21 protein-coding genes and 1 tRNA gene are annotated in these 23,340 nt (G+C 66.3%); 7 read left to right on the top strand and 15 right to left on the bottom strand.

Translation table 11 applies throughout. The annotated features are described in order from the left end of the window. Position 1: 1 nt before the first annotated feature. Genes KXZ72_RS14595 through KXZ72_RS14585 form a run of 3 tightly spaced genes read right to left on the bottom strand, consistent with a single transcriptional unit; the run spans position 2 to position 2,723 of the window. Complete coding sequence (locus tag KXZ72_RS14595; protein ID WP_226081653.1) at positions 2-1,093, bottom strand: branched-chain amino acid aminotransferase; 1,092 nt, start codon at positions 1,091-1,093, stop codon at positions 2-4. Between the two features lie 29 nt (positions 1,094-1,122). Beyond that, complete coding sequence (locus tag KXZ72_RS14590; RefSeq protein WP_226081652.1) at positions 1,123-2,169, bottom strand: 3-isopropylmalate dehydrogenase; 1,047 nt, start codon at positions 2,167-2,169, stop codon at positions 1,123-1,125. A 44-nt stretch (positions 2,170-2,213) separates the two neighbouring features. Beyond that, positions 2,214-2,723: an Lrp/AsnC family transcriptional regulator gene (locus KXZ72_RS14585; RefSeq protein WP_226081651.1), complete on the bottom strand. Its 510-nt coding sequence runs from the start codon at positions 2,721-2,723 to the stop codon at positions 2,214-2,216. 145 nt (positions 2,724-2,868) lie between these two features. On the opposite strand from KXZ72_RS14585, the gene KXZ72_RS14580 reads away from it, so the two are divergent. Further along, positions 2,869-4,110: an NAD(P)/FAD-dependent oxidoreductase gene (locus KXZ72_RS14580; protein ID WP_226081650.1), complete on the top strand. Its 1,242-nt coding sequence runs from the start codon at positions 2,869-2,871 to the stop codon at positions 4,108-4,110. A 63-nt stretch (positions 4,111-4,173) separates the two neighbouring features. On the opposite strand, the gene KXZ72_RS14575 is transcribed toward KXZ72_RS14580, so the two are convergent. Further along, positions 4,174-5,694: an MFS transporter gene (locus tag KXZ72_RS14575; protein WP_226081649.1), complete on the bottom strand. Its 1,521-nt coding sequence runs from the start codon at positions 5,692-5,694 to the stop codon at positions 4,174-4,176. A gap of 93 nt (positions 5,695-5,787) precedes the next feature. Between KXZ72_RS14575 and KXZ72_RS14570 the strand changes: the two genes are divergently transcribed. After that, positions 5,788-6,330, top strand: coding sequence for a TetR/AcrR family transcriptional regulator (locus KXZ72_RS14570; RefSeq protein WP_226081648.1), 543 nt, complete (start codon positions 5,788-5,790; stop codon positions 6,328-6,330). 54 nt (positions 6,331-6,384) lie between these two features. On the opposite strand, the gene serA is transcribed toward KXZ72_RS14570, so the two are convergent. From serA to otsA, 9 genes are all read right to left on the bottom strand, one after another. Continuing rightward, positions 6,385-7,974, bottom strand: coding sequence for a phosphoglycerate dehydrogenase (gene serA, locus KXZ72_RS14565; protein WP_226081647.1), 1,590 nt, complete (start codon positions 7,972-7,974; stop codon positions 6,385-6,387). Between the two features lie 288 nt (positions 7,975-8,262). Beyond that, positions 8,263-8,637 (bottom strand): hypothetical protein, encoded by a 375-nt coding sequence (locus tag KXZ72_RS14560; RefSeq protein WP_226081646.1) that lies wholly within the window; start codon positions 8,635-8,637, stop codon positions 8,263-8,265. Beyond that, entirely contained in the window at positions 8,637-9,170 is a 534-nt protein-coding gene (locus KXZ72_RS14555) for a hypothetical protein (protein WP_226081645.1), read from the bottom strand. Before KXZ72_RS14555 ends, KXZ72_RS14560 begins: the two co-directional genes overlap by 1 nt. Positions 9,171-9,274: 104 nt before the next feature. Further along, entirely contained in the window at positions 9,275-10,303 is a 1,029-nt protein-coding gene (gene ilvC, locus KXZ72_RS14550; RefSeq protein ID WP_226081644.1) for a ketol-acid reductoisomerase, read from the bottom strand. 96 nt (positions 10,304-10,399) lie between these two features. Beyond that, positions 10,400-10,909: an acetolactate synthase small subunit gene (ilvN, locus tag KXZ72_RS14545; protein ID WP_226081643.1), complete on the bottom strand. Its 510-nt coding sequence runs from the start codon at positions 10,907-10,909 to the stop codon at positions 10,400-10,402. 2 nt (positions 10,910-10,911) lie between these two features. Then, positions 10,912-12,732, bottom strand: a complete 1,821-nt coding sequence (locus tag KXZ72_RS14540) for an acetolactate synthase large subunit (RefSeq protein ID WP_226081642.1) — start codon at positions 12,730-12,732, stop codon at positions 10,912-10,914. Positions 12,733-12,819: 87 nt separating this feature from the next. Beyond that, positions 12,820-14,514 (bottom strand): dihydroxy-acid dehydratase, encoded by a 1,695-nt coding sequence (ilvD, locus tag KXZ72_RS14535; protein ID WP_226081641.1) that lies wholly within the window; start codon positions 14,512-14,514, stop codon positions 12,820-12,822. Between the two features lie 40 nt (positions 14,515-14,554). Then, positions 14,555-15,343 (bottom strand): trehalose-phosphatase, encoded by a 789-nt coding sequence (gene otsB, locus KXZ72_RS14530; RefSeq protein ID WP_226081640.1) that lies wholly within the window; start codon positions 15,341-15,343, stop codon positions 14,555-14,557. Further along, entirely contained in the window at positions 15,344-16,855 is a 1,512-nt protein-coding gene (otsA, locus tag KXZ72_RS14525) for an alpha,alpha-trehalose-phosphate synthase (UDP-forming) (RefSeq protein ID WP_226081639.1), read from the bottom strand. A gap of 92 nt (positions 16,856-16,947) precedes the next feature. Between otsA and KXZ72_RS14520 the strand changes: the two genes are divergently transcribed. From KXZ72_RS14520 to KXZ72_RS14510, 3 genes are all read left to right on the top strand, one after another. Beyond that, a complete protein-coding gene (locus KXZ72_RS14520; RefSeq protein ID WP_226081638.1) occupies positions 16,948-17,748 on the top strand; it encodes a sugar phosphate isomerase/epimerase family protein in 801 nt (266 codons plus the stop codon). A 34-nt stretch (positions 17,749-17,782) separates the two neighbouring features. Then, positions 17,783-17,977, top strand: coding sequence for a hypothetical protein (locus KXZ72_RS14515; RefSeq protein WP_226081637.1), 195 nt, complete (start codon positions 17,783-17,785; stop codon positions 17,975-17,977). A gap of 239 nt (positions 17,978-18,216) precedes the next feature. Beyond that, positions 18,217-18,729 carry a helix-turn-helix domain-containing protein gene (locus tag KXZ72_RS14510; protein WP_264159408.1) on the top strand — a complete coding sequence of 171 codons (513 nt, stop codon included), beginning with the start codon at positions 18,217-18,219 and terminating at the stop codon, positions 18,727-18,729. Positions 18,730-18,817: 88 nt separating this feature from the next. Here the strand turns inward: KXZ72_RS14510 and KXZ72_RS14505 are convergent. Continuing rightward, positions 18,818-18,890, bottom strand: a tRNA-Lys gene (locus KXZ72_RS14505). Positions 18,891-19,067: 177 nt separating this feature from the next. On the opposite strand from KXZ72_RS14505, the gene KXZ72_RS14500 reads away from it, so the two are divergent. After that, positions 19,068-19,415 (top strand): hypothetical protein, encoded by a 348-nt coding sequence (locus KXZ72_RS14500; RefSeq protein WP_226081635.1) that lies wholly within the window; start codon positions 19,068-19,070, stop codon positions 19,413-19,415. A gap of 18 nt (positions 19,416-19,433) precedes the next feature. Here the strand turns inward: KXZ72_RS14500 and KXZ72_RS14495 are convergent, their stop codons facing one another. Beyond that, positions 19,434-20,033 (bottom strand): GNAT family N-acetyltransferase, encoded by a 600-nt coding sequence (locus tag KXZ72_RS14495; protein ID WP_226081634.1) that lies wholly within the window; start codon positions 20,031-20,033, stop codon positions 19,434-19,436. A gap of 57 nt (positions 20,034-20,090) precedes the next feature. Here KXZ72_RS14495 and KXZ72_RS14490 point away from each other — a divergent pair, with 57 nt between their 5' ends. Then, positions 20,091-23,279 (top strand): BTAD domain-containing putative transcriptional regulator, encoded by a 3,189-nt coding sequence (locus tag KXZ72_RS14490; RefSeq protein WP_226081633.1) that lies wholly within the window; start codon positions 20,091-20,093, stop codon positions 23,277-23,279. The last annotated feature ends 61 nt before the right edge of the window (positions 23,280-23,340 follow it).

Here is a 23,340-nt window from a genome sequence, read left to right as displayed (position 1 = left end):
CCTACTTATCCAGGCGCACGAGCCAGCCGCGAGTATCCTCGCGGCGTCCGTACTGAATATCGGTGAGTTCCTCGCGCAGCGACATCGTCAGCTCGCCCGGGGTGGCGTCCTCGCGGCCGATCGTGAAGCCCTCGGCCTTGAGCTGCCCGATCGGGGTGATCACGGCGGCGGTGCCACACGCAAAGACCTCTGTGATCGTGCCATCGGCGTCCCCTGCGCGCCACTCGTCGATCGTGATCGCGCGCTCCTCCACGGTATAACCGCGGTCGCGGGCCAGCTCGATGATGCTATCGCGCGTGACGCCCTCGAGGATCGAGCCCGTGAGCTCGGGCGTGACGATGGTCTTATCGGAGCGCACAAAAAACACGTTCATTCCGCCGAGCTCATCGATGCGGGTTCCGGTCTCGCCGTCCAGGAACATCACCTGGGCGCAGCCATTGGCCGCGGCCTCCTGCTGGGGCAGCAGCGAGGCAGCATAGTTTCCGCCGCATTTGGCGGCTCCCGTGCCGCCGCGACCGGCGCGCGAATACTGCGTGGACAGCCAGATCTTCACGGGGGCCACACCGCCCGAGAAATACGAGCCGGCGGGCGAGGCGATCACCAGATAGCGCACCGACTGCGCGGCACGCACACCGAGGAACGACTCATTGGCGATCATAAACGGGCGCAGATACAGGCAGGTATCGGGCTCGGCCGGAACCCAGTCGCTATCGGCGCGAACCAGCGCGCGGATGGACTCCACAAAGTCCTCCACGGGCAGCTCGGGCAGCGCGAGGCGACGGGCGGAGCGGTTCAGCCGCTCGCCGTTCTTCTCGGGGCGGAACGTCCAGATCGAGCCATCCGCGTGCCGATAGGCCTTCAGCCCCTCGAAGATCTCCTGGCCATAGTGCAACACGGAGGAGGCGGGGTCCATCAGCAGCGGGCCATAGGGCACCACGGCGGGGTTATGCCAGCCGGCATCCACCGACCAGTCGATGGTGACCATGTGGTCGGTGAAAAAATTACCAAAGCCGGGATTTTCCAGAATCTCGGCGCGCTCGGTTTCGGAGCGGGCGGCGGGGTTTTTCTCCACGCTGAACTCTAGTGCGGTCATGACGATCCTCTTCTCAAATTTTCTTCGCGTTAAACGCGGGCGGCGATGGCGTCACCGACGGCCGCGGTGGGGCGGGGCGTTCCGTTGCGCTCGGCAATATCGGCGTTGACCGCCGCAGTGACGCGCTCGGACAGTTCGCCCAGGCCCAGGTGGTCAAGCAGAATCGCGATCGAGAGGATTGCCGCGGTCGGATCGGCGATCTGCTTTCCGGCGATGTCCGGGGCGGAACCGTGTACCGGCTCGAACATGCTCGGGAAGGCTCCGGTCGGGTTAATATTTCCCGAGGCCGAGAGCCCGATGCCGCCGCTGATCGCGCCGGCCAGGTCGGTGAGGATATCACCGAAGAGGTTATCGGTCACCAGCACGTCAAAGCGCGCGGGATCGGTGACCAGAAAAATGGTGGCGGCGTCCACGTGCAGATAGTCCACACTCACGCCGGGGAACTCGGGGGCCACCTCGTTCACGATGCGCTGCCACAGGCCACCGGCATAGGTGAGCACATTGGTCTTATGCACCAGGGTGAGGCGGTTGCGGCGGCGCGTGGCCAGCTCAAATGCGTAGCGCACCACGCGCTCCACACCATAGGCGGTATTCACGGAGACCTCATTGGCGATCTCCTGCGCGGTGCCCTGACGGATCGCGCCGCCATTGCCCACATAGGGTCCCTCGGTGCCCTCGCGGACCACGATGAAGTCCACCTCGCCGGGCTCGGCCAGCGGGCTGGCCACACCGGGGTATACGCGGGTGGGACGCAGGTTTACGTAGTGGTCCAGCGCAAAACGCAGCTTCAGGAGAAGCCCACGCTCAATATTGGCGTTTTTCAGGCGGGGATCGCCCGGAACGCCGCCCACGGCACCGAGAATAATGGCGTCCTGGGCCTTAATCGCGTTGAGGTCCTCATCGGTGAGAACATCGCCCGTCTCCAGGAACCGCGCGGCACCAAGCGAGAAGTGGGTCTTCTCGAAGTGAACGCCGGAATCCTGCGCCACGGCATCGAGAACCTTCACCGCCTCGGCCACAACCTCGGGTCCGATTCCGTCTCCGGGAATCACGGCAAGTTTGACGCTGCGCGACATTTTTCTCCTGCTGGCATAGTGTGGGGATTGATCCTCCCCCAACCTTATACGCGCGCGGGGTGCGCTGCATCCACGGGCCCGGACTCGCGCTCACGCGAGGGGCGCACATATTCAAAAATCACGCTGGTATTGGTGCCGGCGACCTCGGGCCGCACGCTCAGGTTATGCGCCACCAGGTCCCGCAGCTCGCCGGAATCGGCCACCGCGACATGGATCAGATAATCGCGCTCCCCCGTGACAAAAAAGATGCTCTCCACCGCGGGCAGCCCCGCCAGATAGTCCCCAAAGCTGGCGATATCGGAGCGGGCGTGGGCGTGCAGCCGCACCGAGATCAGGGCCTGCAGGCCGCGGCCGATGGCCACCGGGTCGATATCGGCATGAAAGCCGCGGATGATGCCCCGGGATTGCAGCGTGCGGATGCGGGCGAGGCACGTGGAGGGCGCGATGCCCACGCGCTCGGCCACAAGATTATTCGGGGTGCGGGCATCGGCCTGCAGGATCGCGATGATCGCGGAGTCGATATCGTCGAGTTTTTCGTCCCGAATTTTCTTCATCGATTATTGCCTTTCCCGCAGTAAAACACCGCTTTGCTCCATCACCGCGCCGGATAAGAGAATTATCTGCGCTTGGATTGCTATCGTATCGAATCCTGTTCAGGATGAGGGGAGAGTTAGGTTCAACGAACACAAGGGAGTACTCGTGAACAACACCGCCCCGCGCAGCGCGGTCATCATCGGAGCCGGCATGGTGGGCCTGGCCACGGCCTGGCATCTCCAGGAGCGCGGCGTGGAGGTCACGGTCCTGGATCGCGCGGGTGTGGCCGCGGGCTCCAGCTGGGGCAATGCGGGCTGGCTCACACCGGGCATGGCCATGCCGCTCTCCGATCCCAGCATCTGGACCTATGGACCCAAGGCCCTACTGGACCCGTCGGCCCCGCTGCATATCCCGGTGCGGCTGGATCCGCGGCTCTGGAATTTCCTCGCCCGATTTGCCGCCCACGGCACCCAGCGCCGCTGGGATACCGCGATGGCAGCACTCACCCCGATAGATTCGCTGGCGCTGGACGCGTTTGACGAGCTGGCCGCGGGCGGCGTGCGCGCCCGCACCCACGAGGGCCCGTTTATCATCGGCTTCGAGCGGGAGCGCGAGTCCACGCCGTTTGTGCACGAGATCTCGCATGTGGAGCGGGCCGGGCAGAGCGTGCCGCTATCGCGCCTCGCCGATCCCGGCAGCCTGGTGCCGCAGCTCTCCCCCGCGGTATCCACCGTGTTCCAGATGGGAGGGCAGCGCTTTATCGAGCCCGGCCCCTATGTGGAGGATCTGGCCCGGGCGGTGCACGAGCGCGGCGGCGTGATCCATACCGATGCCGAGGTCACCGCCGTGCAGCCCGCGGGCTCCGGCGTGCGGGTATTCACCCACGATGGCCGGACCCACGAGGCCGATGTTTCGGTACTCGCGACCGGGGCCTGGCTGCCCGGGCTGGCCCGGCCACTCGGGGTGCGCACCCTGGTGCAGGCGGGCCGCGGCTATTCCTTCAGCGTTCCCACCGAGCAGCCCGCCGAATATCCGATCTATTTCCCGGCCCGGCGCGTGGCCTGCACACCCTATCAGGGGCGGCTGCGGATCGCGGGAACCATGGAGTTCCGCGGCCCGGATGAACCCCTTCAGCCCCGCCGGATCGAGGCGATCCTGGCCTCGGTGCGCCCGCTATTTCAGAATATGGACCTGGAGGATCGCCGCGCTGAGTGGGTCGGTTCGCGCCCGGTCACCCCGGACGGCCTGCCCATCATCGGGGCCACCAACGCCCCCAATATCTTTGTGGCCGGGGGCCACGGGATGTGGGGAATCGTGCTGGGGCCCGCCACCGGCCGCCTGCTTGCCGAGCAGATCATGACCGGCACGGTACCCGCCGAGCTGCGTCCGTTTAACCCGCTGCGCTAGGCCAATGCGCCGCGCCCCGACCCGCGAGGCGGATCGGGGCGCGGCGGCACTGCGGCCAGGGGCCTAGGTGGTTTTGCGCAGGGTGAAGGCGGCGATGATCGCGGCGCCGGCCACGAGGGCCACACCGATCCACGCGGCCACACCGGCACCGCTATCAAACGCGTGCCGCGCGGATTCCAGCAGCACGGCGCCCAGATCCGGGGAGATCTCCCCGGAGACGTTCACCGCACCACCCAGGGTCTCGCTCGCGGCGAGCTGCTGATCGGGCGTGAGCCCCTCCGGCAGCACCACATTGGAGCGATAGGAGGCCGTGAGGATCGTGCCGATCGTGGCGGTACCCAGCACCGCACCCAGCTCATAGGCGGTCTCGGATACGGCCGAGGCGGCCCCGGCCTTGGCGGGCGGGGCGCTGGCCAGGATCAGCTCATTGGACACGGTCTCGGCGGCACCGATTCCCAGGCCGAGGAGGCTGAAGGCCACCGCGATACCCCAGGCACCGATATCCCCGCCACTCAGCGCGATCACCGCATAGCCCGCGATGCTGAACAGCAGCGAGGCGGGGATCACGATCGAGGCGCGGAAACGCTTGGAGAAGAACACGATGCCCAGTCCCGAGATGATCGTGATGACCAGACCGGGGATCAGCACCATGGCCGCGTCAAACGGCGTCATGCCCAGCACCAGCTGGAGGTGCTGGGAGACAAAGAACAGGCCACCCACAAGCGCGATCACGCTGAGCAGGTTTACGAGCACGGCCCCCGAGAACTGGCCCCGGTGGAACAGGGTCATATCCAGCATCGGGTTGCTGATGCGGCGCTGGCGGCGCACAAAGAGATAGCCCAGCAGCACACCAAAGAGCAGGGTGCCGATGCCCACGGCGCTCATGCCGTGGGTCGCGAGCCACTTAATACCAAAAACAAACGGGGCCATCGTGAGCAGCGCCATCGGGATCGACAGCAGGTCCACCTTGCCCGGGTTCGGGTCCTTGGACTCGGGCAGCAGCAGCGGCGCGAGGATCACGAGGGGCAGCAGCATCGGGACGGCGAGCAGGAAGACCGAGCCCCAGGGGAAGCTATTCAGCAGCAGGCCACCCACGATCGGGCCGAGCGCGCTACCGGCGCTAAACGCACTCGCCCAGATGGCAATCGCGAGCCGCAGCTCATTGCGATCCGTGAAGATATTGCGCAGCAGCGAAAGCGTTGAGGGCATGAGCATTGCGCCAAAAAATCCCAGCAGGGCGCGCGCGGCGATCAGCAGTTCCGGCGAGGGTGAGAACGCGGCGAGCACCGAGACCACACCAAAACCGATCGATCCGATCATCAGGAGGCGGCGGCGGCCGAAGCGGTCACCGATGCTTCCCATCGGGACCAGGAGGCCCGCGAGGACCAGCGGATAGATATCGATGATCCAGAGCAGCTGATTTCCGGTGGGGCGCAGGGCCTCGGAGATCGCGGGGACCGCAAAATTCAGGACGGTGTTATCCACCGATACGAGGAGCACGGGCAGCATCAGAACCGCGAGCGCGGCCCAGCGTCGGCGACGGCTCAGCGCATTAGCGGCGATAGCGGGTGCATTTGCAAACATGACGAACTTTCTCAAATAGTGGAACTCGTTTACTGTACCGTCTGGACGGTGTAGACTTCAACACGAGTTCCGAAAATTTGTGAAAGAGTAGCCATGACCCCCACCGTTTCCGCGCGCGATCGTGTGCTCGACGCGTTTGAAACCCTGCTCATCGAACACGGAGAGCGCGGCGCGACCCTCGACGCCACCGCGGCGCTCGCGGGCGTATCCAAGGGTGGCCTTTTATATCATTTTGGCAATCGTGGCGCGCTGATCGAGGGCCTGTTGGAGCGCCTCTCCGCGCGCGCCGAGGCCGATGCCCACCTCATGGCCAGCGCACCCGCCGGCTCAATCGACTATCTGCTGCGCACCTCCGTATATACAGGCGAGGATTTTGATCGCACCATGATCGCCGTGACCCGGCTCGCCCAGTCCGAGGACTCCCGCGCGGGCGTTGCCCTCGCCGCGGTGCGCCGCACCTGGCTCGACCTGATCCAGCAGCAGGTGCAAGACCCCGCAGTGGCCGAGACCATCATGCTGGTCAGCGACGGGCTCTATATGAACTCCACGCTGGATTGCAGCACCCCCGCCGAGGCCCATACCCTGAGCTCTACCTCGATCGACGAGGTCCTCGCGGTGGTCGCCCGCCTGTACTAAAAAACGGCCGTCCCGGGAACCGAGGTTCCCGGGACGGCCGTTTTTATGAACTGCCTAGGCGGTGATTGCGACGGCGCGCACGGCGGTGGCGTCGATATCGGTGCGCACCTGATCGAGGAGCTCCTCGGATACGGGCGAGTCCACCGTGAGCACGGTGAGCGCCTGTCCGCCGGCCTCCTGGCGGGCAATCTGCATTCCGGCGATATTAATCTGGGCCTCGCCGAAGCGGGTACCGTACTGCGCCACGATTCCGGGACGGTCGGTATAGAGCATCACGATGTGGTGCTCGCTGATCGGCACCTCGATGTCATAGCCGTTGATCTCCACGAGCTTCTCGATCTGCTTGGGGCCGGTCAGGGTACCCGAGACGGAGATCTGGCTGCCATCGGCCAGCGCACCGCGCAGCGTGATGATATCGCGGAAGTCCTCGCTGATCGGATCGGTGATCAGGCGCACCTCCACGCCGCGCTGCTCGGCGAGCAGCGGGGCGTTCACATAGGACACCGATTCGCTGACCACCTGGCTGAAGATGCCCTTGAGCGCTGCCAGCTTCAGGACCGAGACGTCGTACTGCACGAGGTCTCCGCGGATCTCCACGTCCACGCTGGACAGCGGCGAGACGGTCAGGGCCGAGAAGATCTGGCCCAGCTTCTCCACGAGGGAAATACCGGGGCGCACATAGGGGTCGATGATGCCACCGGCCACGTTCACGGCATCGGGGACGAGGTCGCCGCCGAGGGCCAGGCGCACCGATTTGGCCACCGAGACGCCGGCCTTCTCCTGGGCCTCGCCCGTGGAGGCACCGAGGTGCGGGGTGACGATGATGTTTTCCAGGCCGAGGAGCTTGGTCTCGGTGGGGGGCTCGGAAACAAAAACATCGAGTCCGGCGCCGGCGATCTCTCCCGAGACCAGGGCGTCATAAAGCGCATCCTCGTCCACGAGTCCACCGCGGGCCACGTTGACCACATAGGCGGTGGGCTTCATGGCCTTGAGCTGCTCCACACCGATCATGCCGAGGGTCTCGGGCGTGCGCGGCATGTGAATCGTGATGAAGTCACTCTGGGCGAGCAGCTCGTCCAGGGTGAGCAGGGTCACGCCGAGCTGCTGGGCGCGGGCGCTCGTGACGTAGGGGTCATAGGCAACCACGCGCACACCAAATGCCTTAAGGCGTTCGGTGATGAGCGCGCCGATGCGGCCGAGGCCGATGATGCCCACGGTCTTTTCGAAGAGCTCGGTACCGGTGTACTTGGAGCGCTTCCACTGACCCTGCGCGAGTGCGGCGTGGGCGGCGGGGATGTGCCGGGCGAGCGAGAGGATATGACCCACGGTGAGCTCGGCGGCGGAGATGATATTGGAGGTCGGTGCGTTCACAACCATGACACCGGCCGTGGTGGCGGCCTTGATGTCAACGTTGTCCAGTCCCACACCGGCGCGGGCGATAACCTGCAGCTTCGGTGCGGCGGAGATGGCCTCGGCATCCACCTGTGTGGCGGAGCGAACGAGGATGGCGTTTGCCTCGGCAAGCGCTGCCAGCAGGGCGGGACGGTCGGTCCCATCCACCTGACGGATATCAAAGTCGGGCCCGAGGGCATCGACGGTGGCGGGCGATAATTCTTCGGCGATCAGGACTACAGGCTTCGACACGAAAACGGATCCTTAGAAGGGGATAACGGTTGGGAAGCTCGCGCCGCGTCATCGGGGCGCCAGATATTTACACTCTACTAGGTGAAATCATTGCCGATGTGCGCTCCGGGAATATGCGCACGCGGCCGCGTCCGCAGCCCGGCCCGGCCCCGGGCACGCGGGTGCTCCGCTGCCCGAGCACGGACGCGGCTGCCGCGTAAATCCGGGGCTTTAGCCGCCGTACCGCGCGCGGGCGGCGGCGTAATTCGCGCCGTTATCTCGCGCGATGCGGGAGGATGCGCGCGAGCGCTATCCCGCCGCGAGCTGCAGGATCGTGAAGGTGAGCGCCGCCGAGGTACCCAGGCCGGCCAGATAGATCAGCACAATCGCGAGCAACCCCCGGCGCCGACCCAGCAGATAGGACGCGGCAAAGCACAGGATCGGCATCAGCAGGCCCAGCACCAGCAGGACCCAGCCGAAGGCCGAGACGGCGCCGCCCAGCTCGGCGACCAGGCGCGGGAAGGAGATGAGGTTACCCACGCCCTCCCAGGCGTCATAGGCAAAAAACAGGCCAAAAAACACGGCGAGCGTGAGGATAATCCAGCGCGGGGTATGGATGCCCGGGCGCGCGGGGGTGGCCTCCCCCGCGGCCTGTGCGACGGTCTTCTTCGAGAATCGAGACATTAGCGCACTCCGAGGATGAAGGGAACGGGGGCGAGGACCAGTGCACCGATCAGCAGCCAGATCAGGCGCCAGCGCACGGACTCGGCTCGGCGGGTGACCCAAAGCACCGCACCAAACCACAGGGCCGGGGCGATCACGGCAAATACCTGGCCGAGCACGGTCATCGCGGTTTGCAGGGGATCGGTACCGGCGGTGCTGAAATGCCCCACCGAGGCGAGCCAGCCGATGACATACAGCAGATAGATGCCGCCAAGCACACCGTGCAGGAGCAGCACGGGGGAACTCATCTGGGCGGGACGGGCATTGGGGTCCGGGGTCTCGGCCTCGGCCTCGTCCGCGGAGGACTCCCGCGCGGGGGATGCGGCGGCGGTGCCACCCACCACGCGCCATCCCGGCGCCACCTCGGTACCCGCGGCCGGAACCTCGGGCTCCTCGGCGGGGGCATCGGCCAGGGCACCCGGGGTATCTACGAGGGTGGGATCGTCCTCTCCCCCGGCCCAGCTCAGGGCGTCGTCTTCGCGCTCGGTACTCATGGTCCCAGGATAGCGGCAAAAGGCGGCCGGCCTCCCCGAGGGGAAACCGGCCGCCTGAGTGGTGTGGTCGCGGGCCCTGGGGTCCGCGGCACTACCGGGTGAGACTAGCGGGCGACGGAGCCGTCCACATAGTCGTCATCGTTCGAAGCGTTCCAGGCGAAGAGCTTGCGCAGCTCGCGGCCGGTCTTCTCGATGGGGTGAGCCTCGCCCTTGGCACGGAGCTCCTGGAACTCCTTGCCGCCGTTGTCCATGTCGTTGATGAAACGCTCGGCGAATGCACCGGACTGGATATCGGCGAGAACGGCCTTCATGTTCTCCTTGACCGAGGGGTCGATCACGCGGGGACCGGATACGTAGTCGCCGAACTCGGCGGTATCGGATACGGACCAGCGCTGCTTGGCAATGCCGCCCTCCCACATCAGGTCCACGATGAGCTTCAGCTCGTGCAGCACCTCGAAATAGGCGATCTGGGGCTGGTAACCGGCCTCGATCAGAACCTCAAAGCCGTACTGAACCAGCTGCGAGGTACCACCGCAGAGCACTGCCTGCTCGCCGAACAGGTCGGTCTCGGTCTCCTCGGTGAAGGTGGTCTTGATTCCACCGGCGCGCAGGCCACCGATGGCCTTGGCATAGGACCAGGCGAGAGCCCAGGCCTGACCCGAGGCGTCCTTCTCCACGGCGACGATGACGGGAACGCCACGGCCGGCCTCATACTCGCGACGCACGGTGTGTCCCGGGCCCTTGGGGGCAACCATGAACACGTCGACGCCCTCGGGAGCCTCGATATAACCAAAACGGATGTTGAAGCCGTGACCGAAGACGATCGACTTGCCCTCGGCGAGCTGGTCCTTGATGGACTCGGCGTAGATGGTGCGCTGGTGCTGGTCCGGAGCGAGGATCACGATGACATCGGCCCAGGCGGCAGCCTCGGCGACGTTCTTCACGGTGAAGCCGGCCTCCTCGGCCTTGGCGATGGACTTCGAGCCCTCCTTGAGGCCCACAACGACCTCAACACCCGAGTCGCGAAGGTTCAGCGCGTGGGCGTGGCCCTGCGAACCATAGCCAATAACGGCAACCTTCTTGCCCTGAATGAGGGAGAGGTCGGCATCCTGGTCGTAGACAATCTCAGTCACTAGTTTTTCTCCTTGTTGTTTCCAACGGATCCGCTCGTGCGAATCCGGAAGTCTGTTGCATCGATTCTCCCCCGGCGCGGGGGCGAAATGAAATGGTTAGTGCTTAAAAACACGCTCGGTGATGGATTTTGATCCGCGACCGATGGCGAGCAGACCCGACTGGGCCATCTCCTTGATGCCAAAGGGCTCAAGGACCCGCAGGAACGCCTGGGTCTTGCCGGTATCGCCGGTGACCTCGATCACGAGGGCATCGGTGGCCACGTCCACGACGCGGGCGCGGAATAGCGTGACCGCCTCCAGCACCTGCGAACGAGTGGTGTTATCCACCTTGACCTTGATCAGCATATGCTCGCGCTCCACCGACTGGGTGGGGTCAAGCTCCACGATCTTGATCACGTTCACGAGCTTATTCAGCTGCTTGGTGATCTGCTCCAGCGGCAGGCCTTCCACCTCGGCGACAACGGTGATGCGGGACAGGCCCTCCACCTCGCTGGCACCCACGGCGAGCGACGCGATGTTAAAGCCGCGGCGGGCAAAAAGACCGGCCACGCGGGTCAGCAGACCCGGCTTATCCTCGACGAGGAGACTCAATACGTGACGCGACATGACTAGACCTCCTCATCAAAGCCGGGGGTATTCTCCCGGGCGTACTGGACAAAGCTATTCGAGACGCCCTGCGGGACCATCGGCCACACCATCGAATCGGCGCTCACCACAAAATCGATCACCACGGGGCGGTCGTTGGTTTCCAGCGCGAGCTTAATCGCGGCGTCCACCTCGTCCTCGCGGGTCACCCGGATGCCGAGGCAACCATAGGCATCCGCGAGCTTCAGGAAGTCGGGAACGCGCACGGTATCGTGACCGGTGTTCAGATCGGTATTGGAGTGGCGTCCGTCGTAGAACAGGGTCTGCCACTGGCGCACCATTCCCAGCGACGAGTTATTAATGATCGCCACCTTGATCGGAATATTATTCAGCGTGCAGGTGGCCAGCTCCTGATTGGTCATCTGGAAGCAGCCATCTCCGTCGATCGCCCATACGGTGCGCTCGGGTTCGGCAACCTTGGCGCCCATAGCGGCCGGAACCGAATAGCCCATGGTGCCGGCTCCGCCGGAGTTCAGCCAGGAGTTGGGGCGCTCATATTTGATGAACTGCGCCGCCCACATCTGGTGCTGTCCCACACCCGAGACAAACGTGCCCTCGGGGCCGGTGAGCTCACCGATCCGCGAGATGACATGCTGCGGGGCGAGCAGGCCATCGGTGGTCGGGGCAAAACCCAGCGGGAACTGCGCACGCAGCCCGTTCAGATAGCTCCACCACTCGGCCAGATCGGGCTCGGCCGCGGCGCGGGCCGCGGTATAGGCCGCGGTGAGATCGCCGAGGACGTCCTTCAGGTCGCCCACGATCGGCACATCAGCCACCCGGATCTTGGAGATCTCCGCGGGGTCAATATCCACGTGGACCACCTTGGCATGCGGGGCAAAAAGCTCCGCCTTACCGGTCACGCGGTCGTCAAAGCGGGCGCCCAGAACCACGAGCAGATCGGATTCCTGGAGCGCCAGGACGGCCGGAACCGTGCCGTGCATTCCGGGCATACCGAGGTTGAGCTCGTGGGAATCGGGGAACGCACCGCGCGCCATGAGCGTGGTGACCACGGGGGCACCCGCGGCCTCAACCAGCTCCAGCAGCTCGGCGGATGCGCCGCCGCGAATGATTCCGCCACCCACATAAAATACGGGCTTCTTGGCCTCAAGCAGCATCTGCGCCGCGGCGTTAATCTGCTTGCCGTGGGCCTTGGTCACCGGGCGGTAGCCGGGCAGGTCGATCGTGGGGGGCCAGATGAAGGGCACCTCCGCCTGCTGGGCGTCCTTGGTGATATCCACGAGGACCGGGCCGGGACGTCCCGTGGTGGCAATATGCATTGCCGCCGCGATGGTCTCGGGGATCTCGCGCGCATCGGTCACGAGGAACGAGTGCTTGGTGATCGGCATCGTGATTCCCACGATGTCGGCCTCCTGGAACGCGTCGGTACCCATCAGGTTCGAGAACACCTGGCCGGTGATCGCCATGAGCGGCACCGAGTCCATGTGGGCATCCGCGAGGGCGGTCACGAGGTTGGTGGCGCCCGGACCGCTTGTGGCGATACAGACACCCAGCTTGCCGGTGGCCGAGGCATAACCCTGGGCGGCGTGGCCGGCTCCCTGCTCGTGACGAACGAGGATATGACGCACCTTCTGCGAGTCCATAAGCGGATCGTAGACGGGAAGGATGGCGCCGCCGGGCAGACCGAAAACATCGGTAATGCCCAGCAGCTCAAGGGTCCGGACGACGGCCTGGGCACCGGTGAGAACCGGGGCCTGCTCCGTGCGTGACGGACCGGGGATCGGCGAGTCCTGCGGACTCTTAGTGTTCGGGTTGTCAGCTGACATATGCTGATTCTTCCTCATCGATGGTGTGATCTGACTTTGAGCCCGGTGCCGCGGGGGCACAGAACGGAGCTCGTGATCGCAAGCTGCTTAGCCGGTGATGGCGCCTTCTGCGGCGGAATGCACAAGCTTTGCGTATTTTGCGAGGACGCCACGGGTATAGCGCGGGGGAAGCGGTGCCCAGCCTTCACGGCGGGCGGCCAGCTCTGTCTCGTCAACAAGTAGGTCAAGCGAGCGAGCTGCGATATTGACCCGTATTAGATCACCATCGCGCACGAAGGCAATGGGACCTGCGTCCACTGCTTCGGGTGCTATGTGGCCGATGCACAGTCCGGTTGTGCCGCCTGAGAATCGACCGTCTGTTAATAGTAGTACATCTTTTCCGAGTCCCGCGCCCTTGATGGCCGCGGTGATGGCCAGCATCTCGCGCATACCCGGGCCACCCTTGGGGCCCTCATAGCGGATAACCACCACGTCACCCTTGGAAATCTTGCCCTCGGTCAGGGCATCCATGGCCCCGCGCTCGCGCTCGAATACCCGGGCGGGTCCCTCAAAGACCTCGGCGTCAAAACCGGCGGTCTTTACCACGGCGCCCTCGGGGGCGAAGGAACCGTGAAGCACGGTCAGTCCACCGGTCGCGTGGATCGGGTTATCCAGCGTGCGGATCACCTCGCCGTCCAGGGGATCGGGGTTCAGCTCGGCGAGGTTCTCGGCCACGGTCTTGCCGGTCACGGTGAGTGCATCGCCGTGCAGCAGGCCCGCGTCCAGCAGGGCCTTCATGACCACGGGGATTCCGCCGTGACGGTCCACATCGTTCATGACGTACTTACCGAAGGGCTTGAGGTCTCCCAGGTGGGGAACCTTATCGCCGATACGGTTGAAGTCCTCAAGCGTGAGATCCACCTCGGCCTCGCGGGCGATGGCCAGCAGGTGCAGGACCACATTGGTGGAACCACCAAAGGCCATGGCCACGGCGATGGCGTTCTCAAACGCCTTCTTGGTGAGGATATCGCGCGCGGTGATGCCGAGGCGCAGCATATTCACCACGGCCTCGCCCGAGCGGTGCGCAAAATAATCGCGGCGGCGGTCGGCGGAGGGCGGCGCGGCCGAGCCGGGAAGGCTCATGCCGAGGGCCTCGGCCACGGAGGCCATGGTATTGGCGGTATACATACCACCACAGGCACCCTCACCCGGGGCGATGGCACACTCGATGCGCTTGAGGTCCTCCTCGCTCATGGTGCCCGCCTTGCAGGCACCCACGGCCTCGAAGGAGTCAATGATGGTGACCTCCTTCTCGGTGCCGTCGCTGAGCTTGACCCAGCCCGGGGCGATCGACCCGGCATAGAGGAAGACCGAGGCGAGGTCGAGGCGGGCGGCGGCCATCAGCATTCCGGGCAGCGACTTATCGCAGCCGGCCAGCAGCACGGTGCCGTCGAGGCGCTCGGCCATGACCACGGTCTCGACGGAGTCGGCAATGACCTCGCGCGAGACGAGGGAGAAGTGCATTCCCTCGTGGCCCATCGAAATTCCATCGGATACGGAGATGGTGCCAAACTGCAGCGGGTATCCGCCGCCGGAGTGCACGCCCTCCTTGGCGCCCTGGGCGAGGCGGTCGAGGGAAAGGTTACAGGGGGTAATTTCGTTCCACGATGACGCGATACCGATCTGGGGTTTGTCCCAGTCTTCATCCCCCATACCGACGGCACGGAGCATGCCTCGGCTGGTGGTGGCTTCAATTCCATCGGTAACGGCGCGACTTCGCGGCTTCAGGTCGATCTCGGACATAGTCAGAGTCTAGGACCATCGGGGTAACGGTTTGGACATATTAGGCGGCGAGCGCACGGATGCGAAAGTTAACAAGCGCCCGCAGCACCGAGGCCATCTCCTCGGGATCGGCGATGCGCCGGCTCGCGAGGGTGGGACCAAACCCGCATTTCACGCCCAAATCCCCCGGCCGCAGCGCGGCAAAGGCATCCTCATCGGTCACGTCATCCCCGGCATAAAATACCGCATCGGCGCGCGTGAAATCGCGCAAACGTGCAATTCCCTCGCCCTTATGTGCGGGCAGGACCGAGTATTCCAGGATGTCCTTTCCGGTGCGTTCGGCCAGGAGCGGATCGTGGTGGGTGATCCATTCCCGCACCGCGTGCTGCAGCGCGGCGGCCTGCGCGGGATCGGCGAGGCGGGTATGCACAGCTACCCCGGCCGGCTTGCGCTCCAGCGCCGCCCCCGGAACCGCCGCGATCGGCGGGGCCAGGCCCGCGGCGAGCGCCTCCACCCGCTCGCGCTCGGCGGCGCTCAGCGGCGGGGCGCCCTCGCCGTCCAGGCGATATTCGCCGCCGTGGGACGCGATGCGCAGCACCCGGTCGGAGGAGGGGAAAAGCGTGTCCAGGCTCGCCAGGTCGCGGCCCGAGACCAGGGCGACACGGGTGCGCTCGAGTTCGGCCAGCTCCCCGATCGCGCGGACCGATTCGGGCAGGGCCCTCGCCGACATCGGATCGTCCACGAGCGGGGCGAGGGTGCCGTCAAAATCCAGCGCCACCAAAATAGTCTCGGCGCGGCAAAAGGATTCCAGGTCCCGGCTCAGCTCCCGGTCCAGCGCAAACTGTGCCATCTAAATCGTCCCGACGCTGTGCCCCAGCGCCTCCGAGTGCCGCGCCGCGGAGCTGCGCGCGAGTTCGGTGAGGAAGTCATGGGACCAGCGCGCCACATCGTTATCGCGCACGCGCTTACGCATCGAACGCATCCGCCGGCCGCGCTCGCGTGCGGGCATATTTATCGCCTCCATGATGGAGTCTTTAAGCCCGGCGATATCGTGCGGGTTGATCAGCAGCGCCTGCTTCAGGTCGTCCGAGGCCCCCGCGAACTCACTCAGGACCAGCACGCCGTCGTTATCAAAGCGGGTGGCCACATACTCCTTGGCCACGAGGTTCATGCCATCGCGCAGCGCGGTGACCAGCATCACATCGGCGGCCAGATAGAGCGCCACCATCTCCTCGCGCGGATAGCCGTGGTGCAGATAATTCACCGCGGCATGGCCAATCGTGCCGTAATCGCCGTTGATGCGCCCCACGGTCAGCTCGATCTCATCGCGCAGCTGCCGATAGGTTTCCACGCGCTCCCGGCTCGGGCTCGCTACCTGCACCAGCGTGGTGTCCTCGGCCTTGACCCGGCCGTCCTCCAGGAGCTCACCATAGGCCTTCAGCCGGTGCCGGATGCCCTTGGTATAGTCCAGCCTGTCCACGCCAAAGAGGATCGTGGTGGGGCTGCCCAGTTCCTCGCGGATCTGCGCGGCGCGCGCCTGCACCTCGGGGCTGCGGGCGAGCTCCTCAAAACTCTGGAAATCGATCGAGATCGGGAAGTGTTTTGCGAGCACCCGGCGTGTGGGCCCGCCCTTGCGATAGCCGCCCGTGTTCATGTCTCCCTGATCGGATTCCAGCGGCACGTAGATGCTGGTGCCCTTGGTCTCATAGCCCATTAATCGGCGCACGGCGCGGGAGAAATTGGCCGCGTCGGCGGTGCGCTGGAAGCCGATCACATCGGCACCCAGCAACCCCTTCACGATCTGGTTGCGCCAGGGCAGCTGCGAAAACAGGCCATAGGCGGGGAACGGAATGTGGTTAAAGAAGCCGATGATCAGGTCGGGGCGCAGCTCGCGCAGCAGGCCCGGGACCAGCTGAAGCTGATAATCGTGCACCCAGACGGTGGCCCCGTGGGCGGATACGGCGGCGGCCGCGGCGGCAAAGCGCTCGTTCACCGTGACATAGGCGTCCCACCACTCGCGGTGATACGTGGGCGGCGCAATCACATCGTGATAGAGCGGCCACAGGGTGTCATTGGAAAAGCCCTCATAATAGAGCTCCACCTCATCGGCACTCAGCGGCACCGGCACGATATGGGTGGATCCGTGCTGAAACTCGGTGACCCCCTCGGAGTCCTCCCCCGCCCAGCCCACCCAGGCCCCGCCCATCTGCTCCATGACCGGGCTCAGCGCGGTGACCAGGCCCCCGGGCGAGGTGCGCCAGATAAAACTGCCGTCCTCCTGCCGGGCGCGATCCACGGGCAGCCGGTTTGCGACCACCACAAATTCAAATCCCTCGGACGTCGCTTCTGTAGTGAGTGTCATTATGCGCTCTCCCCGTTGATGTGCCCATAGGTTATCAGCGCATTCGGCAAAGGTCATCCGCTCTTGAGCTTCGCGGTCTATGCTGGGGCCAAATGATTCGAATTGGTATGAGTACGTCCTGCGTCTATCCCCTGGAGACCGAAAGGTCCTTCCAGTTTGCCCGCGAAGCCGGCTACGACGGTGTGGAAATCATGGTCACCAATGATGACACCACCCGCGATGCCGCCGCCCTGCGCGCACTCAGCGAGAAGTATGAGCTGCCCATCCTGTCGATCCATGCGCCGGTCCTGCTGCTGACCACGTTTGTATGGGGCCGCGATCCGCGGGTCAAGCTGGAAAAATCCGCCGAGCTGGCCGCCGCCGTCGGGGCGGGCACCGTGGTGGTGCATCCGCCGTTTCGCTGGCAAAAGGGCTATTCGGAAAACTTCCTCGATATTGTGCGTTCCACGGCGGAGGCCAGCGGGGTGAAGATCGCCGTGGAAAATATGTTTCCGTGGAAGGTGCGCGGCCGCTCCGTGAAGGCCTATGCGCCCGGCTGGGATCCCTCCGACTGGGACTGCGACGATGTCACGCTGGACTTCTCCCACGCCTCGCTCTCGGGCCAAAACGCCCTGGATCTGGCCACCCATTTTGGCGATCGACTGCGCCATGTGCACCTCTGTGATGGTTCCGGGTCGCAGGATGACGGCAAGATTTTTGATGAGCACCTGCTTCCGGGCCGCGGCACCCAGCCCGTGGCCGAGACCCTGCAAATGCTCGCCGCGCGCGGCTGGGACGGCGATGTGGTGGCCGAGATTAACACCCGCAAGGCCAAGACCGATGCCGAGCGCGTGCAGGCCCTGCGCGAGACGGCGGAGTTCGCGCGCCTTCACCTCGGCCAGGCCGCGCGCTAGGCTGGAACCTCCAACCCGCAATGAAGGGAACACCTTGCGTAAATATCTGATGAACTTCGGTGTCCTGACTACCGCAGCCAGCGGCCTGGGCCTGCTGCGCAGCACTGCCCGCGGCCCGCGCGATTGGCGCCTGGCCCTGCTCTGGCTCGGCTGGGCCGTCTCGCTGGTGCTCGCCCTGGGCACGGTGGCGGAAAATAATAAGGAAAAATACGGCGGTCCTCAGGACTAGCCCACGCGACCCCCGGGGGCCGGCACCGGAAGATCCGGGGCCGGCCCCCGTCGTTTCCGCCGGGAATCCACACGGTGCGTATCCGGCGTGGAGCGGTGGCCGCGGGCCACGGTTGCTTTAGACTGGGTGCGTCCACCGCACGCGACACCTGGAGATCGATGCGCGCTCTTCCCGTTACGCCCGATACCACGCGAACGGCAATCGGTGATCGACTGCGCGCCGCGCGGCAGGCGCAACAGATGACCATCGAACAGCTGGCCGAGACCACGGGCCTGAGCAAGGGCTTCATCAGCCGCGTGGAACGCGATCAAACCTCCCCGAGCGTGAGCACGCTCGTGGCGCTCTGCGATGTGCTTAATGTGTCCGTGGGTGATCTGTTTAAGCGCTCGGAACAGATCTGCGTGCGCGCCGAGGACGCCCCGCGGATCACGCTCGGCGGCAAGGATATGCACGAGGTCCTGATGACCCCGCGCTCCGAAAAACGGCTACAGATGGTGCGCACAGTGGTGGAGCCCGGTGGGCATAGCGGCGATGCCCCGTATTCGGTGGCCGTGGAGCTGGACATCGTATACCTGGTGCGCGGGCGCATCACGATGCGCTTTGCCGATGCCGTCTGGGAGCTCGGACCCGGCGACTCCCTCACGCTGGACGGCCGCGAACCACACTCCTGGCAGGTGATCGGCGAGGATACCGCCGAGCTGATCTGGGTGCTGATGCCCACCACCTGGAACGCCAACCCCACCTCGGGATAACCGCCGCGGCCCGCCAGCCCGGCGCGGCGGGGAACGGGGGTTAAATAACGAAAACCCCATACCTGGCGAGAGGTACGGGGCTTACGAGTGCACCCCCTCGGACTTGAACCGAGAACCCACTGATTAAGAGTCAGTTGCTCTGCCGATTGAGCTAGAGGTGCGCGCTGCGATTTCCGCGGAACGCGGTGGCAACATGACTACTATACACGCCCCGCGCGGGACTTTCGACACGGCCCCTCCCCTCGGGCGCGTCGCGGGGTGCGCCGTGCGACACGGGCCCTGGTTTTTTGCGCCCAACGGGTTTAGGTTGGAGGTCCCGAGGGAAGTGGAGGGCAATCATGCCCGGATATACCGAAGACTCCGAACCGCGCGCCTATGACCTGGACCTGGAAAACGCACTGGAGACCGACCGCACCGAGGAACTCGAGGATAACCTCGATATCGAGCTGAGCGATCCCACCGCGGTGCCCGGCCTCGCCGAGGGCTTTAGCATCGACGACGGCTTTGAGAGCGAGGATGCCCTCGCGGCCCTGACCCAGGACGACGAGGAGGAATACGTGGTCCACGAACCCTCGGCCGATGCCGGCGAATCCAATCTGCGCACGCGCGAGCCGTGGCGCGAGGAGACCACCATCACCGATGGCGCGCACGTGCTGGACGAGTTTGGCGAAACCACCAGCAGCTAGGCCCCGCCGGGGCGCGGCCTAATCGCGCGGGCCCTCCTGCGCCGAGCGGGCGAGCCACTCGCGCGAGAGCATCGCAAACTCATCCATGGTGCAATACTCGCCCTTGCACTCCACGGCCTCAAGATGCTGCGCCTCCTGGCGCATGCCGAGCCGCCGCATGAGCGCACCCGAGCGGGTATTGCGGGCATCGGCGATGCCGATGATGCGCCGCCAGCCGAGGTCCTCAAAGCCGATCCGAAGCACGCGGTTCACCGCGAGGGTGGGCAGGCCCGTGCCGTGCACCGACGGGTGGAATACAAACCCAACCTCGCCCGAATCGGGCTCCTCGGCGTCCCATTTCAGCAGGACCTCCCCGAGCAGCGCGCCCGTGCCCGGGTGCACCACCGCCAGATCCAGCCAGGTGCCGGGGCGCGGCAGGCCCGCCTCGGTGACCATGCGGTCCACGGTGTTTTGGGTATCGGCGAGGCTCTGCGCGGGATGCGGCAGATAGCGCACCACCTCCGGGATCGACCGATAGGAGTTAATGGCCGCCACATCCCCCTCCTGCACGGGGCGCAGGCGGAACCGCTCCTCGATGATGGGATACTCGGGCTGGGTGGGAACATCGTGTGACAACATAATGCCCCCAGCGTAGCGAACACCCCCGACGAAGTCCCGGCTCGTATAATCGGCACTGTGCACCCGTTCCCCGATCCACCCCTGCGCCTGCTCGGCCCGGTCACGGTGGACGGCACCGAACCCAGCGGCCTGCTGCCGCGCGTCCTGCTCGCCGTGCTCGCCCTCGCCGGCCCCGATCCCGTCTCGGCCGGCCGGCTGGCCGCGGAAATCTGGGGCGAGGAGGGTCCCGGCGATGCCCGGGCGGCGCTGCAAACCCTGATTTCACGCACCCGGCGCCTGCTACCGGCCGGGGCCATCACGCTTGGCCCCGCGGGATATCGGCTCGAATTGGGCAGCGATCTGGCCGCGGCCGAGGCCGCCCGGCACGGACAGGATGATGCCGCGCGCGGCGCTGCGCTGGCGCTCTGGGCCGGGGCCCCCGGCGCCGGGCTGGGAGATCATCCCGTGGCCGCCGAGCTGGCCGAATATGCCGCGGTTCTGCGCCGCGATCTTCTGGCCAAACACGCCGCGGCACTGCTAGCCGCGGGGAATCCCGCCGCGGCGCGCCCGCTGCTGGGTGAGCTCTGCCGCGCCGAGCCGCTGAACGAGGCCCCGCACGAGGATCTGATCCGCGCGCTGGATAGCCTGGGTGAGCCCGCAGCGGCCCTCGCCGTTTATGCCGGGCTGCGCGAGCGCCTCGCGTCCGAGCTGGGTAGCGATCCCTCCCCCGCGCTGAGAGCGCTGAACACCGAGATCCTGCGCCGGGACGCCCCGCCAGCCGCCACACCCGCGGCATCCGCCGCGGAGCTAATGCAGCCCGCCAGCACCGCCGGGATCCGGCGCTTCCCCGATCCGCTGATCGGGCGCGAGGAGGACCTGCGCGGCATCGGCCACGCCCTGGCCACGGGCCGGCTGGTGACCATCCTGGGGCCCGGCGGGCTCGGGAAAACCCGCCTGGCGCATGCCGCGGCGGCCGCCGCCGCACCGCTCATTGCGCGCGTCATCGTGACGGAACTCGCGGGCGTCGGGGCCGCGAGCGACCTGCCGCTGGCGCTCGGCAGCGCGCTGGGCCTGCGCGAGGCCGTGGGCGATACCCGGCTCGGCGATGCCCGGGCCCGCGCCGATCTGGGCGAACGGATCCTGACCGCGCTCGCCCAAAAGCCCACCCTCCTGGTGCTGGATAACTGCGAGCACCTGATCGATGCCGTGGCCCGCTGGGGCGCCGAGGCCCTCGAATTATGCGCGGACCTGCGCATCCTCACCACGAGCCGCGCCCCGCTGATGATCCCGGGCGAGGCGCTATGGGAGCCCGCCCCGCTGCGCTCCGAGATCAACGGGGAACCCGGACCCGCCGTGACGCTGTTCCGCGAGCGCGCGCTGGCCGCCCGGCCCGGTGCCCGCCTGGATTCCGCGGCGGTGGCCGCGCTCTGCGATCGCCTGGACGGGCTCCCCCTGGCGATCGAGCTGGCCGCGGCCCGCATCCGTTCGCTCTCGCTCGCCGAGATCGCGGCGGGGCTGGAAAACCGGCTGGATTTCCTGGTCTCCGGGAACCGCGCGATCCCCGATCGGCATCGCACGCTGATTGCCGTGATCGGGTGGAGCTGGAACCTGCTGACCGATGCCGAACGCGAGGTGTTTTTAAACACCTCGATCTTCCCGCATGGCTTCACCCGCGCCGCCGCCCACGCGGTCTCCGGCCGCAACGTGGATGCCGAGCTGGAGGGGCTCGCCCTGCAATCGCTGCTGCGTGCCTTTGAGCATCCCGAGAGCGGCGAGATGCGCTTCCAGATGCTGGAGACGGTGCGCGAATTTGGCACCATCACGCTCGCCGAGCTGGGCGGGCGGGAGCGGGTGCTCACGCGGGCCCTGGACTGGGCCCGCGAGCTGGCCCTGGAACTGCTGCCGCTCACCGATGGGCCGCAACAGGTATCCGGTTTTGCGCGCACCCTCGCCGATCAGGACAACCTGATCTGGGCGCTGCGCCGCGCCGCCGACCGCGGGGATAGCGCCACGGCCCACGCAATCTTTGGCCTGCTCGCGTTCTGTTGGGCGCGCCAAAACACATTTGGGGAGCTGGAGGCGCTTGCGCTCGCGCTGGCCCCGCTGCCCGCCGAGGAGACCGGCTATCGCGGCGCGCTGGCCAATTCCGCCGCGATGGGTCTGCTGATGCAGAGCGCGCTGGGGCTATTTGGCTCGCTGCGGCGGGGAGTGCTCTCGCTGCGCCGGCTGCGGGCGCTCCTGGACACCGGAGCGGTGAGCGATCCGCGCATTCCCGGGCTCTATCGCCTCCTGCGGGCCGCGGGTGATCATCGCGCGCTCGAGCGGGAACTCGCCGCGGTCTGCGCCGATCCCCGGCCCGAGGTATCGGTATACGGCCTGTTTCTCTCCGCTCAGCTCGCTGAAAACGCGGGCCGGGCGCGGGTGGCGCTGGGGCTGGCCGAGCGGGCCGCGCAGCGCGCCGAGGCGCTGGATGATCTGTGGCTCATGGCGCTGACCCGGCTGATCCTCGCGCAGCTCTATAGCGAGATGGCCGATGATCGGCGCGCGGTGCACTGGGCACGCCTGGCCCTGCCCGGGCTGCGCACGCTGCACCTGGAGGAGAACCGCCGCCATATGGAGTGGCTGCTGGCGATCTATGAGGGCACCCCCGAGACGATGGCGGCGCTGAGCATCGGCGCTGGGGACTTCCCGGCGACAAAAAACCCGGACGAGGATTTCCGCTCGGTGGGCTGGGCGGGCCGCGCCGAGCTCTCGCTGCGCACGGGGCATCCCGAGCGTGGCCTGACCGAGTATGTGCGGGCCGAGCGGATGTTCCTCTCGCCGCGCGATCGCGCCTATCCGTGGTATTCGATGGTGGCCTCGGGTTCGGTCGCGGCGCACGGACTCACCGGGGTGGATGCCCTCCCGGCGCTGCAACGGCTGCGCCGCCGGGCCCTGGCCCTGCAGCGGCTCCACGGATCCAATAACGACCTTCCGGTCTGGGGATCGATGGTTCTCGCGATCTCCACGTATTCGCTGATCGATCCGCGGGTCGCGGATTTGACCCTGCCGCTGCTGATCTGCACGCGCACATTCTCGGCCCGCCAGGAGCTACCCACGCTGCGTATTGCCACCCATGAGCGCCGCCAGGCGGAGGCCTTTGGGGCCGAGCGGTTTGCGGCGGCCGAGGCCCGGGTCGAGGCGCTGGACCTGAGCGGCCGGGTGGCCCTCGCGCGCGAGCTGCTCGCCGATCCCCTCTGGAATACGCTCGGGGCCAAACCGGCCTGAACGGCTTGCCCGCCGCGGCGAACGCAAAACGGCCCCGATCCGCGCGGATCGGGGCCGTTCC

The organism is Mycetocola spongiae, assembly GCF_020424085.1.
Classification (GTDB): Bacteria; Actinomycetota; Actinomycetes; order Actinomycetales; family Microbacteriaceae; genus Mycetocola; species Mycetocola spongiae.
The sequence above is the reverse complement of the archived record's forward strand: the minus strand, read 5'-3'. Positions and strand labels throughout refer to the sequence as shown.